The sequence below is a fragment of the Butyrivibrio hungatei genome (genome assembly GCF_900101605.1).
Classification (GTDB): domain Bacteria; phylum Bacillota; class Clostridia; order Lachnospirales; family Lachnospiraceae; genus Butyrivibrio; species Butyrivibrio hungatei_B.
Genome location: NZ_FMUR01000021.1, coordinates 41,904 through 56,455 on the forward strand (window position 1 = coordinate 41,904; position 14,552 = coordinate 56,455).

General features: G+C 37.3%; 12 protein-coding genes. All 12 read left to right on the plus strand.

Annotated features, from left to right (window positions below; genetic code table 11):
- Window positions 1-19: 19 nt before the first annotated feature.
- Window positions 20-778: a hypothetical protein gene (locus BLP87_RS14395; RefSeq protein WP_026654048.1), complete on the plus strand. Its 759-nt coding sequence runs from the start codon at window positions 20-22 to the stop codon at window positions 776-778.
- Between the two features lie 139 nt (window positions 779-917).
- Window positions 918-1,709 (plus strand): hypothetical protein, encoded by a 792-nt coding sequence (locus BLP87_RS14400; RefSeq protein ID WP_074463294.1) that lies wholly within the window; start codon window positions 918-920, stop codon window positions 1,707-1,709.
- A gap of 4 nt (window positions 1,710-1,713) precedes the next feature.
- Complete coding sequence (locus tag BLP87_RS14405) at window positions 1,714-3,342, plus strand: hypothetical protein (RefSeq protein WP_143002153.1); 1,629 nt, start codon at window positions 1,714-1,716, stop codon at window positions 3,340-3,342.
- Window positions 3,343-3,347: 5 nt separating this feature from the next.
- On the plus strand, window positions 3,348-5,081 hold the full coding sequence (locus BLP87_RS14410) for a hypothetical protein (protein WP_143002154.1): 1,734 nt from the start codon (window positions 3,348-3,350) through the stop codon (window positions 5,079-5,081).
- A gap of 18 nt (window positions 5,082-5,099) precedes the next feature.
- Window positions 5,100-5,645, plus strand: coding sequence for an NUDIX hydrolase (locus BLP87_RS14415; protein ID WP_074463297.1), 546 nt, complete (start codon window positions 5,100-5,102; stop codon window positions 5,643-5,645).
- 10 nt (window positions 5,646-5,655) lie between these two features.
- Window positions 5,656-7,356 (plus strand): hypothetical protein, encoded by a 1,701-nt coding sequence (locus BLP87_RS14420; protein WP_074463298.1) that lies wholly within the window; start codon window positions 5,656-5,658, stop codon window positions 7,354-7,356.
- Between the two features lie 35 nt (window positions 7,357-7,391).
- Window positions 7,392-8,420 carry a glycoside hydrolase family 5 protein gene (locus tag BLP87_RS14425; RefSeq protein ID WP_074463299.1) on the plus strand — a complete coding sequence of 343 codons (1,029 nt, stop codon included), beginning with the start codon at window positions 7,392-7,394 and terminating at the stop codon, window positions 8,418-8,420.
- A gap of 282 nt (window positions 8,421-8,702) precedes the next feature.
- Window positions 8,703-9,062 carry a hypothetical protein gene (locus tag BLP87_RS14430; RefSeq protein ID WP_074463300.1) on the plus strand — a complete coding sequence of 120 codons (360 nt, stop codon included), beginning with the start codon at window positions 8,703-8,705 and terminating at the stop codon, window positions 9,060-9,062.
- A gap of 160 nt (window positions 9,063-9,222) precedes the next feature.
- Window positions 9,223-10,968 carry a hypothetical protein gene (locus tag BLP87_RS14435; RefSeq protein WP_074463301.1) on the plus strand — a complete coding sequence of 582 codons (1,746 nt, stop codon included), beginning with the start codon at window positions 9,223-9,225 and terminating at the stop codon, window positions 10,966-10,968.
- A gap of 33 nt (window positions 10,969-11,001) precedes the next feature.
- The gene (locus BLP87_RS14440) at window positions 11,002-12,165 is read left to right on the plus strand and encodes a hypothetical protein (RefSeq protein ID WP_074463302.1); all 1,164 of its coding nucleotides are present in this window, start codon (window positions 11,002-11,004) and stop codon (window positions 12,163-12,165) included.
- A 216-nt stretch (window positions 12,166-12,381) separates the two neighbouring features.
- Window positions 12,382-13,155 carry a hypothetical protein gene (locus BLP87_RS14445; protein WP_074463303.1) on the plus strand — a complete coding sequence of 258 codons (774 nt, stop codon included), beginning with the start codon at window positions 12,382-12,384 and terminating at the stop codon, window positions 13,153-13,155.
- A partial coding sequence (locus tag BLP87_RS14450) for a hypothetical protein (RefSeq protein WP_143002156.1) occupies window positions 13,152-14,552 on the plus strand: 1,401 nt, incomplete at its 3' end. The genes BLP87_RS14445 and BLP87_RS14450, both read left to right, overlap by 4 nt.

Sequence of the window (14,552 nt, forward strand, 5' to 3'; positions counted from 1 at the left end):
GAAAGAGAGGAAAAGAACTATGAAAATTAAAAGAGCATTGTTGATACTTACAACCGCGCTTGTTGTTACAGGATGTACACCGTCTTTAGAGGGCATTACTGAGGCTTTAGGCGGAAAAGAAGAAGCGTCTTCTGAGAAAATTACTGTTGAAGACGAGCCTTTGGTTGAGGAAACTACTGAGGAAGCAACAGATGCAGAATCTTCTACTGATGAAACAGCAGAGGCAGAAGGCGAGCCTGTATCTGATGAGGAACTTAGCACATTTACAAATATGTTTATTGATGTGAATAGCGATTGTTTTGGTTTCCTTTGGCCTGAATACAGCAGCCCTGAAGAAATCAAGTGGGATCAGGCTATAGGCTGTTATACTCCGGGACTTACAGCAGAAGATCTGACTGATGAAGAAAAGAAGGAGTTTTATGGCTTTACTGATATAGAAGGCGAGCTAGTAGATTCGGTGGTAAGAAAAAAGGATCTTACTAAGTATATCAAAGATCATACCGGACTTGATGTTACCATTGATGCGAAAGATGTTCCTTCATGGACATACAATGAGAAATACGATGCATTCCTTATAGGTGAAAACCCGTGGGGACAGGATACACCTTTAGTTGAAGGTAAATTTGTGTCAGGAACTAAGTCAGGTGACACCTATACACTCAAATTCCAGCCCGGTAATGAAATGTTTGATGAATCATGTAAGCAGCCTGAAAGAACTATCACATTTACTAAGTCCGGTGACAAACTTGTATTCAAGTCAAACAAACTTGGAAAGTAATAAGAAAACGCTTATTTAATTAAGATTTTCTGATATGGAGAAAAATGCGCAGCTCATCTTATATTTATAAGGTGAGCTGTTTTTTAACAGGCTGAACACATTTGATCTGTATAATAAAAGACACAGAGAGAAAAGCAAAATGAAAAGAAGAACTACATTGTTGATACTCGCAACTGCTTTTGTTATATCCGCATGTACACCGATTCCATTGGAAGGCACTACTGAGACTTCAGGTGAAAAAGAAGAATCGGCATCTGAGGAAGTTACTGCTTCAGATGAATTTGCGTCTGATGAAACTACTGAGGAAACAACGGAAGCTTCAACTGATGAAACTGCTGAGGCAGAATCTTCTACTGATGAAATTACAGAGGTAGAAGGCGAGCCTGTATCTGATGAGGAACTTAGCGATTTTACAAAGAGGTTTACTGCGACCTGTAGCGATTGTTTTGGCTTCCTTGGACCTGAATACAGTAGCCCTGAAGAAATCAAATGGGATCGGGTTATAGCTTACCGAGTTGAGGGTCTTACTGAAGATGAAGACAAACTTCCAGATGAAGAAAAGATAGAATTTTACGGTTCTACAGAGTTGGATCTTATTGTGGATACTGTGGTAAGAATGGATAAGCTCATTAAATATGCCAAAGATCATACCGGACTTGATATTAACATTGACCCGAAAGATTATCCTTTTTGGACATATAATGAGAAATATGATTCAATCCTTATAGGTTGTAATCCGTGGGGAGATGATTCGCCTTTATATGACGGTAAATTTGTGTCAGGAACTAAGTCAGGTGACACTTATACACTCAAATATCAGCCTAACAATGAAAACTGGGATGAAAAGTATAAGCAGCCTGAAAGAATCATCACATTCACTAAGTCCGGAGACAACCTAGTATTCAAGTCAAACAAATTTGGAAAGAAATAAGAATATGTGGATAAAAAATATACTTCCGTCATTGTTATGTCTTTTAACAGTGGCGGAATGTTTCGGTATAAATACAAAACAGGTTAAGGCGACGGAAGCTGAATCACACGCAGCCATATATGACAGGCTGCTTAAAAACGAAGAAAAAGTCCTTATAGATTGCAGCGGCGACGCGGAAGAGCTCTTTTCTTTTAAGAGGTATGCAGGGCAAGAACTCGTTTTGTCAGAGGTTATCAATAACATCGTTAATTGCTACTATACTGTGGATGAGTCAGCCGTAAGCCTCGGGGAAGTTGAATATGCATATCTTGACTGTGGGAAAGATGGCAACGATGAAATAGCTTTGAGAGTGGGCGTCCGGGGAGATTTTGAGCGGGAAATATATCTGATCATTGAGGAAATAGGCGGAAAGCTTAAAACGGTATATTCCAATTTGGAATATTTTGAAAAGAAAATATGCATTAATGAGTATGGATATATTGAAAGCAAGGATAGCCCTTACTGTGAGAGTGTATGTAAGGAATATGTGGACGGGATGGGAAACTACCACTATATTGCCACTGAGAAGACAGATAGCGACAGGTTTCCGTACGGAAATTTGATCAGAAGGTCTGCAGAAAGAGAGAATGAGCAGGATTATTTTTCTTTTGCAAAAACTGAGATTTATCCTGACAGATATGTTTTTGACAGCGCGGACTTAAACAATACTAAGAGTAATGAAAAGGATGATATTTGTTGCGGTAAGCTGGTCGGACATATTAGTTTTCCTAAGTATTTAAAGAGTTCACCTTATGTTTTCAATGCCTCGGAAGATGCGGTTAATCATACTATCTTCAAAGACAGTCGCGGAATAATTGAGTATACGGAATCACTTGGACTTAAGTTATACAGCCGTAAGGACTACGTGAAGATATTGGAGGCAAAAGAGAAGGAAAGCGGTCTTACAGATGAAATCAAGAACGGGCATTTATTGAATTGGAACAAGTTTGATTGCAGTTCTTTTTCTATGAATATCAGATCGATATCGGAAGATGGAGATTATTTGGCATATGATGCATTGATTAGCCGCTTAAAGAAAAACATAGAAGATGACAATTATAACGGACTAACACCAGAGCTGACGGGGCTTTCATACGTTTTGAGTTGGGAACTTGCTGACGATGATGTTACGGTTGGATATTTCAGAAAAGATATAGATGGTGATGGAATTGACGAATTGTTTTTTGGAAGTTGCAGAAACGACGACAATGAGCAGTATTCATCTCCGTTTGACTGTGTTATTTATGACATGTTTGCTATCAGAGGTGGGAAACTTAGCCATGTTTTTTCCGGCGCGGAAAGAAGTCGCTATTATCTGTGTGAGAACGGTGCGATAGCAAATGAGGGTGCAAGTTCTGCATCTGAAACAGTATGGTCTTTTTACAAGTATCATGAAGGAGAATTGGAACTGATAGAAGGCCTTTATACGTGTCTCGACAGTGAGTTGGCGGAACACATGTATTACACCGACGGCTCAAAGGAATCTGAAGTGGATGATTCAGTCGCGGGAATGTATTCTTTTGATTCTCTTGATTTTGCCAAGTACAAGTATCAAAAGATTGATTATATACCTATTATTGAGAAAGAGAAGTAGACAAAATGAGATTAGGCAGAATAATACCGTTGGTGTTATGTCTTTTAACCATGACAGCGTGCTCCGGAGAAAAAGCACAACAGACCATGGATTCAGCGGAGACGGCCGCAAGCAACACAGAGGCAGCAGAGGAAAAAGAACACGCAGACATATATAAGAGATTTCTTGGAAACGAAGAAAAAGTCCTTATAGATTGCAGCGGCGATGTGGGAAAAGTCTTTTCTTTAAAAAATGCGGAAGGCAAGGAGCTGACATTTTCGGAAGTTGTTAGGGCTGTTCGCGATTCTTGTAATTCCGTTGACGATTTTTATGTGACGTTTGAATGGGCTGAATATGCATATGTCGATTGCGGAAAAGATGGCAATGAGGAACTTGCGCTTGAAGTGAATATGATGGGGACAAGATGGTTTGAAGAGTGCTTGGTAATTAAGGAAATTGACGGACGCTTAAAGACGGTATACGGAAATAATATTAAATGCAATCCTGATTATGACAGGCAATTTAATGTTAATGAGTATGGGTATATCGAAAGCTCTGTTGATTTTTTGCATGAAGAAAGAAGGGATTACATTGACGCTTCAGGAAATAATCATTATATTTCTTCGGATTTAATGGTTGGCACAGAGGAATACCCTTTTGTTTATAATGGGGAAACGTTGGACATCAGAGAAAAAGAGGATGAGCCTAAAACGGATGATTCGGATAATAAATATGGATATTTACCAAAGGGGAAAATTCATGCCGATGGATATAAGATTTATTGGGCCGATCTGAATGATACTCCGGATAATAAGGCTGATGACATATATTGTGGTACTATGACCGGACATTGTTTCACACATTATTATGTTAAGAGCCTGAAGTGGAGTAAACATGATGCTTCTGCAGATATTGGCAGTTCGAATGCGTTTGAGGAAGCGCGCCGTTTCAGAGAGTTTTTTGAGCAAAAAGGACTTAAGTTGTGCACTGTTGACGAGTTTGATGGATTGATAGCGGCAAAAGAAAAGGAAGCGGGGCTAACGGAGGAAATTAAAAACGGAGAGTGCGTAAGTTGGACTAAACTTGATAATACAGAGTTTTTTGATGAAAAACCGCAGGAAACAACGGATGTTGATTATGGCGTATACGATGATTTTATTTGTAGACTAAAGACAGAGATTTCAGAGGAATCTTGGGATTCCCTTTATGACTATGTTGAGAAACATGGGCTTTCAGATGAATTGTATCCTTACATAAACGATGATTATGGTATTACGGCGGGATATCTGCAAACCGATATTGACGGCGACGGAGTTGATGAGTTGATTCTGGGAACCACGAGCCAGGATACTACGGAAAGTGGTGAGCCTTGGTACTATAATGATAACGATCAGATTTATGACTTGTTCACTATTCGGGATGGAAAACTGCTGCATGTTTTTGAAGGTTGGTGTAGAAATCGGTATTACATATGCGGTGACGGAGTAATAGCGAATCATGGTTCAGGCGGTGCAGCCAATGGAGAACTGATGTTCTACAGATACAACAAAGGAGAAATGGAACTCATAGAAGGTGTTTACTGGGACAACGGTACTAGAACTTACTATAAAGATGGACAGGAGGTTTACACATTAAACTATTCGGAAGATGATTTCTATTCTTTTGAAGATGATAGCATTGCTTCTAAATATGAAGAATCTTTGCATAGCTACAGGTATCATAAGCTTAAAGTTATACCTTTTGTGGAGAAAGAAAAGTAGAAGGTGAGGAGGGACAACATGGATAAGTGGAAGCAGTTAGACAGAGAGTATATTATTGACAATCGCTGGGTAAAACTGGCAAAAGACAAGGTACAGCTGCCAAACGGGACATGCTTGGATGATTTTTATGTGTTTGAGAAAAAGAGTGTTTCACTGATCGTGGCAGTTGATGAAGATAATAATGTTCTCATAAAAAGCGAGTACAGATATCCGGTGGATGAAATATTATACGAGCTTCCCGGAGGTGTGATAGAAGACGGAGATAGTGCGCTGGATGCCGCTAAGAGAGAATTGCTTGAGGAAACCGGCTATACATCGGATGATTGGACTAAATTGCTTTCGGGATATGATTATCCTACCAAAGACACAAATGTTGTAAATATCTTTTTGGCAAAAAACATTAAGAAAACAGGCGAGCAAAAGCTTGAAGCATCTGAGGATATCGAGTTTAAATTTATTCCTCTTAATGAAGCTATAGATATGTGTATCACCAATAAGATTAAGGTAAATGGCACAATCGCAGGCTTAATGCTTTGCGCGGCGGTTGTAAAAGGTAGAACGTGAGAATGAGAAAATGAAAATCAATAAGTATATGAAAATACGAAGCATAATTCCGATTGCATTATGTCTTTTTATAGTGACAGCGTGCTCTGATAAAAAAGCAGAGCCTGTTAATGACGAAGCGGAGATGCTTTCAAGTGACGAGGATATATCTAAAAAAGAAAACAAAGAACATGCAGCAATATATGAGCGTTTCCTTAAGGATGAAGAGAAAGTCTACATGGATTGCAGTGCAGATGTAGGTAAACATTTTTCTTTAAAAAATAGTGAAGGAAAAGATCTTACATTATCGGAGACTATTAAGGCTGTCCTTGAATCTTGCAACGCTACTGACGAATTCTATGTGACGCTTCAAGGAGCTGAATACGCATATATTGATTGCGGAAAAGACGGAAATGAGGAACTTGTGCTGAATATTGGCATGAGGGGAACAAGTGAATGGACGGAATGTCTGATAATCAAGGAAATTGGCGGCCGGCTAAAGACTGTATACGCAAACAATGTAACGGAGGATTACATTGTTTCTTGCATTGATATAACTGAGTATGGATACGTAATAAGTGAAGAAGAGATTGTTAGTGATGAAAGTCGTATAGAATATATAGACGCTGAGGGAAAATACAATTACATTTGCACAGAGTATGAAACACGTGAAAATTGCGGGAGTGAGCCTATTGTATATAACGGAGAGAGTCTCGATATTGCAGAAGATACAAATGAATATAATGAATTTTCTAAGAGTATGATTTCACCGGATAAATATGTGATAAGGCAGATAGATATAAATGACACTCCTGATGATGCGACGGATGATATCTATTGCGGAAGCATGAGAGGACACTTTTTTACACATTATTACGAAAATCGCAAGGCGTTGGATCGACCTATTCACGATATTAATGTAGATATTGCCAAGCCCGCCATGTTTAAAGCGGCTTATAGACTTAGGGATTATTTTGAAGAAAAGGGACTTAAGCTTTATACAGCCAAAGCAGTTGATGAAATAATATCGGAAAGAGAAAATGGAGCGGGACTGACAGAGGAAATAAAAGACGGAACAGAGGTATGGATGAACGATCTGGATCGTGCTTTGTTTGCAGATAAAGATAACTACGAAGCAGTTGAAGTTGATTATAGCTTGTATGAGGATTTAATAAACAGATTAAAGACAGAGATGAAAAAAGATTCATTTGAATCGGTATATGACTTTGCATATGAACGGGGACTTTCAGATGAACTATATTATTATGTTTATGATTCTTCGGGTGACAAAGCAGGATATTTGCAAGAGGACATTGATGGCGACGGAGTAGATGAGTTGCTTTTGGGAAAAAATGATCCTGAATCTTCTGAGTATAAAAAAGAATGGTTTGATGTATGGCCCGATCAAATATATGATATGTTCACTATTCGTGATGGAAAGCTTTTGCATGTTTTTAAAGGATGGGGCAGAAATCGCTATTATCTTTGCGGAGACGGTATTATAGCAAATGAGGGATCCGGTGGAGCAGCAAGTAATTTGCATGAAATTTACAGATACAGCAATGGAGAGTTACAACTAATTGAAGGTACTGATTGGGATAACGGCAAGGGAACTTACTACGAAAGTGAAGGAAAGACATATGATATAACTAATTCTGATAGAGATTACGAAATGGAATTCTTTGAAAAGTATCCGTATAAGAAGATCAACTTTACGCCATTTGTTGAATAGCTATGGTATGATATACAAAGTGGAGGTTAATCGATATGAAAAAATTCAAAGGCTACATGCACGGCATAAACCTTGGTGGATGGCTTTCTCAGTGCGATCACACGAAGGAAAGATACGATAATTTCATTACTGAAGATGATTTTAAAGTTATAAAGTCATGGGGGCTTGATCATATCAGGATTCCAGTCGACTACGAGCTTGTCGAAGATGACGCCGGAAACTATATAGAGAGTGGTTTTGACTATATACAGAGGGCAATCGAGACATGCAAGAAGCTTGGTCTTAATGTAGTTCTCGATCTTCATAAGACATTTGGCTACAGTTTTGACGATGGCGAGAACGAATCTGGCTTTTTTGACAATGCAAAATATCAGGATAGGTTTTATAAGCTCTGGGAGCAGTTTGCTCAGAGATTTGGCAAAAATTCGGATATGCTTGCATTTGAGCTTCTCAACGAAGTTACCAAAAAAGAGTATTGCGATAAATGGAACGATATCTCATACGAGTGTATCAGAAGGATCAGGAAGATCGCACCGAAGGTAAAGATTCTTGTAGGCGGATATTACAACAACAGTATAGAGGCGCTTAAAGACCTTGCGGCTCCTTATGATGAGAACGTTGTATATAATTTCCACTGCTACGAGCCTCTTATTTTCACACATCAGGGTGCCCACTGGATCGAGAAGATGAATAATGACTTCAGGATGCCCTACGACGCTTCGTATGGAACATATATTGAGAATAATGACAGAGAGCTTGACCACATCACTGGCGATATGTCAGCTTATGATAAGCAGGAGCTTATAAGCGCAAAGTTCTTTGATGATTATCTCGCGGAGGCAGTTAAGATAGCGAATGAGCGAAATGTCATGCTTTACTGCGGAGAATACGGAGTTATAGATAAGGCAACTCCCGAGGATGCACTTAAGTGGTACAAGGACATCTGTGGATGTTTTGATAAGTACGGAATCGGACGCGCGGCGTGGACGTACAAAGAGATGGACTTTGGACTTTCCGATGAGCGCATGAAGGGCGTTAGAGACAAACTGTTAAAGCTTCTTTAAGCACCAATATTGTTTCAATAACAGTTATTATCTCCGGCATTGCGTATCTGTGCTTTTTTCTACAGATCAAGTGCCGGAGAATTTTTTTCGATAATGGGAAAAATTATAATGGAAAGAATATGAAAAAGAAAAGCATAACAATTATTAGCATTTTTAAAGGAGATTCTTTTTGATCCGGATTCACACGTTTTACCCTGCGGAGTAGATTTTTACAAGGGAGATTTTTATTTTACGTATGACGACAAGGAACTGATCTGTTCTATAGGAGACAACCTTGAATACGTGATAAAAGAGGCGGATCTTGGATGGTTTTTTGATAAAGTTGGGAACCAAAACGTCATTAGACCTAGGGAAGATAGAAACATATCCATTACGAGGCTCTTGAATGAAGTGGGATATGTTATTGCTGCAAGTGAGTATCAAAGAGATACTGTTATGATACAAAAAGATGGGACAGTCAAAGAGCTTCCGCAGATTGATCTTAATGTAAATTCTCATTTTCTGGAGGATTATGACAATAAGGGGATAATTTATCAAGAGCTTTTTACTGATAATGGCGCAGGATTGCCATATTCAGATTATCCGTTTGGTATCAAAATACCTTATCAAGATTTTTTGGGAAAAGATACATTGGAAATGTGAAATAACAGCTGTTTCTTTGATAACGAATGATATTAAGGTGAGATTTAATTAGTGTATATGTGAGTGATTTTAGTAGGAATAAAAAGAATAGTTTTTTTAAAGATTTTTTAATATATCGACCATCATAATATTGTTGATAGAAATAAAACAAGAGGTCCCCATGGATAATACAATTATAGCAGCGATTACAGTATCATCTGCTCTTACACTGATAGTTATGGGATGTGGAGCAAAAGATAATAAGTTGGTTGAAATGGAATCTGAGCTTGTTCGAAATCAGGGCAATGCTCAGATTTGTGTTTATAACGATGTTTTTGAGGCTTATGGCAAGAAAAGTAATTATACCTTTATTGACATAATTAAAGACAATGAAGTTAAAGAAACTATAAATACATATCGCTATTTGGATAAAGTTACCGATATTGATTGCTTTGATTTTAGTGATGACGGGATAAAAGATATTGCTCTGATCGGTGATTCAGGGGATGAAACCAAAATTCTTCTGTATGAATCTACTTCTGAATATCATTACGATGTATTTTCCGGATGGAGTGATGTGGGAGATGTTATTCTGGGGACGTTAGATGAGGATTTCCCTATGAAAAGAATAGAAGCTTTACTTGATAAGTGGTCGCCCGGATACACAATATCAGATGAAGTATATGGGATGTTTGATGCGGATAACTGGAAATACAAAGCCGGTGATTACAAAGAAGCCTATGCTGCTATTGCAAGGTTATTGGGACCGGAATATGAAGATGCAAAGTACGATCTTGTTGATATAGACGGTAAAGCGCCGTTTGAATTTGTGATAAGTTCATCCAGAACTAATGTAGTTTTTTACTATGAAGGAGGGTATGCGCACAGATTTCTGTTATACAATTTGAGGGAATTTGTAGGTGATGAGTATGAGCATGCGTATTCTCCCGGAAAAAGCATTATCCGAAATTTGGTTGAAGGTTCGGATGCAACTTATTGCAAAGAGTATATTCCGGTGCTTGAAGGATTTGAACCGGGTGATAGTGTTGCCTATTATGAATGCAACATCAAAGATTTTGATGGAGATGGTGAAATTACTGCCGAAGAATGGGAGATGAGCTCGCCGGACTTTTATATAGCATATGAAACATGGTATGAAAACTGGTCAGATCATGAAATGAGCGATAATGAACTCAAAAAATTAGTTGATGGTTATAGTTCCCTTGATTATGAAGATCTTTCCGGTTCACTTAGTTTTGATGAATTCATAAAAAAACTTGAAAATGAAGAAATAGAAGAAAAGCAGGAAATAACTGAAATTGATTATAGCTTGTATGAGGAGTTTGTTGAAAGCTTAAAAACAAATATGAAAGAAGAATCGCTGGAATCGCTCTATGACATTGTAGATAAATGGGATCTGGGACTTTCAGAGGGGCTGTCTTATTATGCTAAAGGTGATCCTAATGCAAAAAGTATGTGGTATTTGCAAAAGGATATTGATGGTGACGGAGTGGATGAGCTTCTTTTGGGCACAGGAGATCCGGATGTTAAGCTTGATATATGGCGTGGTGATGATTATATATGCGATTTATTTACTATTCGGAATAGAAAACTTTTACATGTCTTCAAGGGAAGTTGCAGAAACAGATACTATATTTGCGAAGATGGAACTATAGAAAATGAGTTTGGTAGTGGTTCATCAATGGACAAAGGATTTTATAGATACAGTAAAGGAGAATTGCAATTTTTAGAGTGTATTTCTTCGTACGCGGATTATTCTGATGATAATGTAGGAAGCCGTTGCTACTATGCCAATAAAGATGGTAATGCACGTAAATTGACTGAAAAAGAATATGATGTTATGGGTGAAGAGCTTGAGTGTAAATATAATAAACAAAAGTTGCAGTTTCATCCTTTTAAGGATTAACAAATAGATTGCAGAAATATTACAGGAAATAACATGAAAAAGAAAAACATAGCAGCTATTAGTATAACCTTTCTGATTTTATTGATAACCGCAGGATGCAGGTCAAATAAGAATTCAGGAACAGAGTCTGCCGCAACGGAGGAATCGGTTGTCGAAGAAGCAGAAGTGGAGGAATTCTATCATCTTGACGCCAATGATACATTCTTTTCAATAAATGAAAAAGGCGAAAAAGTTGGGGAGTTCCATGAGGAAAAAATAAAAGAAATCCTCGGACTGGATGATAAAGGCGATTTTGTAAATATTATTACGTGTTCCGATAAGATTGCCATATGTATTTGTTATAACTCAGAAGTAGAAGAATATGGATATGGATTATACGCCGTGAATGAAACTTTAGGTAAAAGCATAGAGTTAGAGAAGGTTCCCCATAGCTACGACAACGTGGATTATTACAAGGGAGATTTTTATTTTACTTATGACGATAAGGAGCTAATCTGTTCTATCGAAGACAGCCTGGAATATGTGGTTAAAGAAGCGGATTTGGGATCAATCGCTGATAAACTCGAAAATGAAATCATCTGTATACCTTATAGACATATGAATGGATCTATTACTAGGCTATTGGATGAAGTGGGCTATGTTATTGTGAGAGATTTCTCAGGGGATGGATATGCCGTGATGCAAAAAGATGGGACAGTAACAGAGCTTCCACAGCGTGGTTGTAAACATTATGTTCTGATGTGCTATGACAAAAATGTAGTATTTTTCCAGAAGTACTTTGATAGTTATTATAAAAGTATTCCGATAGGTTATTATTATATAAAGCTTGATACCATGGAAGAAAATAAGCTTCCCTATGAATTTTCAGAAGAATCCTTTTATACCGTGAAAAATGGCAAGTTGTACTGGAGTATTTTATCAGAGCAAGATAAAAGTGCAGATATATTGTATAAAAAAATTTATTATGCATCTGATGTGGAAAGTGATACAGCTTCTGTGCTTGCTCAAACAGATGTGACTCCGGGATTGGAATATGATATTACATTCCATGGCGATAACGGATTATGTATTTGTGGAGATAATATTTTCATCAAAGCTGCTTCCGAGGATAATGTGAAATGGTTCAGAATTGACAAGGCGGGCGATAATATATCTTTAGCTGATATGGATCTTACTATTAAGACTATTCAACGTTAATCTTGAGACGGGCAAGGAACTGGAGCTGTCGCAGCTGTTGGTGATATTACTCTAAAGTACAGCGATTATCCCGAGCTTGTAAAAAAGAGTATGTTGTAACAGAGACAAAGAATCCTGATGATTTTGTCGATCATAAAGATGTTTATGAGACCTTAGTAGCTGAGTAAAAGGTTGATTAGGTTGAATGTACAGTGATTGTAAGGTGGGAGAAATAAATTGAGAAAAAAGAGTAAGAAATTACAAGCATTACTTACAGCTGCATTACTTTTTTTTATTTTGACAGCGTGTTCGGGTGAAAAGGCAGAACTTATCACAGACGAAGCAGAGAGAACTTCAAGCAATGAAGAGAGTACAGCAAACACATTAGAAAATGATGGAGTAGTATTCCATTCGTACGATGAATTTATTGAAAAGATAAACTACTTGCATGATGTAATGGAAACATCTGATTTTGAAACTTTTTTGGATGAAGCTACGCGGTACTTATGGGTTACATCTCCGGTATATAATGCCTTTACTAACCAAAACGATCAATTTGGATATTTACAAGTTGATATTGATGGAGATGGAGTAGACGAATTACTTTTGGGAACGACCGGTTCGGAAGATGATTCATATTATGTGGATATAATCGGCATGTTTACACTTAGAAAAGGCGTAGCATATACGGTATTCGAAAGAAACGAAAGGGATTGCTATAAAATATATGCAGAGGGCATTATTGAGCATAGTTTTGTTTATCCTAATTCATCATATGGCGCTGAATATTTCAAGTACAATGCCGGAAACCTGGAAGCTATTGAAAGTGCTTATTGTGAAGTCGGCTTCCGTGATGATGAGTGGGGAGAAGTCTACTATTATTCTGATAGCGCATCGCAGGAACGTGAATTGACTGAGAAAGAGTATCATGAGATGAGGGATGAGCTTATAAATAGATATTGTAAACAAGAAATGCAACTTCAACTTCATCTTTTTAAGGATAAACAATGAGAATAAACATAATATTACCACTGACTATACTTATATTGCTTACAGGTTGTGGAGCTTCAGCCGAAAAAGCTCCTATAAATCCGGAATCTGAGGATAAATCATCTGAAGCTTATTCTGATTCTAAAACTAAGTTAATTGAAATAGAATCTGAGCTTGTTCCTGAGCAGGGTCTTGTACAGATCTGCGCTTATAATGATGATTTTATAGATCAAGGAATTGAAACTCAATATACCTTCATCGATATCATAAAAGATAATGAAACAAAAGCGACTATAAATACGCATCACCATTTCAGTGAAATCACGGATATAGATTGCTTTGACTATAGTAATGATGAAGAAAAAGATATTGCAGTTATTGGTAAATCGGATTCTTATACTACTGTCTTTCTGTGTGAAACTGATTCCGACTATTATTACACCGATTTTTATCCGCAACAGTTTTGTGGAGATTTTATTCAAGAGTCGTTAGGCGATGATTTTTCTATGAGTAAATTAAAGTCTATATTATCGGAGGAGGGTGTAGGAAGTTTAGCTAAAATTTTGATTAGTGACGCGGAAAAAGTTACATATAGTGATTACAAATCGGCATATATTAATTTTCTTAAAGTTCTTGATAAGTGCGGAGTTGATGAATATGGTTGTTCGGGAGGATCATATTATATATATGACATCGACAAAGATTCGACACCTGAATTAATTGTACACTATGGAGGCTGCGAAGCTATTTTTCATGCATTTGTATTCACATATACTGATAACAAAGTTAAGTGCATTGATGAGATATCCACTGGTCACAGTGAGTTATATGCATATCCAAGTGGGAATGGAATACTGCAATATTGGGCTCATATGGGAGGAGAGGAATTCCGTCTTTTTTCATTAAACGATAATATGCTCATAACAAAAGTATTGTATTCCGGAAGTACTATACATGAAGATCCGGAAACCGGAGAATATGATATAAATTTCACACCTGTAAGGAATGTAGTGCCTGATGCATATTTTCTTACATCATTTGCGCCTGATAATGTAATTCCGATAGAAAAATATGAGATTATCTCAGCATATGTGCCATCTCAAGACAATGCGAAGTATACCTTCCCGAATAATAATCCAAAATTTTACTCAGAAATCATGGAAAAAGACAATATTCTGAATGCAGTATCCAGGTACAGAAACGATCCGATTTACAAAGATATTCATTTTAGTGACTTTTTAAAAAAAATAGAACATTCTCAATCGGAAATACAGGATATAACATATGCAGATCTTAATTTAGATAATGTGTATGAATGTATTTTTTATGTTCTGAAAAAAGATAGTGAAGATTCTATTCGTATAATTCTGAGTAAGCAGGGAGAAAAAATTTATGCATATTATGATTCATCTTACATG

Excerpts from the sequence above, each read along its gene's own strand:
- BLP87_RS14395 (WP_026654048.1), top strand. The coding sequence starts at position 20 with ATGAAAATTAAAAGAGCATTGTTGATACTTACAACCGCGCTTGTTGTT.
- BLP87_RS14400 (WP_074463294.1), top strand. The coding sequence starts at position 918 with ATGAAAAGAAGAACTACATTGTTGATACTCGCAACTGCTTTTGTTATA.
- BLP87_RS14405 (WP_143002153.1), top strand. The coding sequence starts at position 1,714 with ATGTGGATAAAAAATATACTTCCGTCATTGTTATGTCTTTTAACAGTG.
- BLP87_RS14410 (WP_143002154.1), top strand. The coding sequence starts at position 3,348 with ATGAGATTAGGCAGAATAATACCGTTGGTGTTATGTCTTTTAACCATG.
- BLP87_RS14415 (WP_074463297.1), top strand. The coding sequence starts at position 5,100 with ATGGATAAGTGGAAGCAGTTAGACAGAGAGTATATTATTGACAATCGC.
- BLP87_RS14420 (WP_074463298.1), top strand. The coding sequence starts at position 5,656 with ATGAAAATCAATAAGTATATGAAAATACGAAGCATAATTCCGATTGCA.
- BLP87_RS14425 (WP_074463299.1), top strand. The coding sequence starts at position 7,392 with ATGAAAAAATTCAAAGGCTACATGCACGGCATAAACCTTGGTGGATGG.
- BLP87_RS14435 (WP_074463301.1), top strand. The coding sequence starts at position 9,223 with ATGGATAATACAATTATAGCAGCGATTACAGTATCATCTGCTCTTACA.
- BLP87_RS14440 (WP_074463302.1), top strand. The coding sequence starts at position 11,002 with ATGAAAAAGAAAAACATAGCAGCTATTAGTATAACCTTTCTGATTTTA.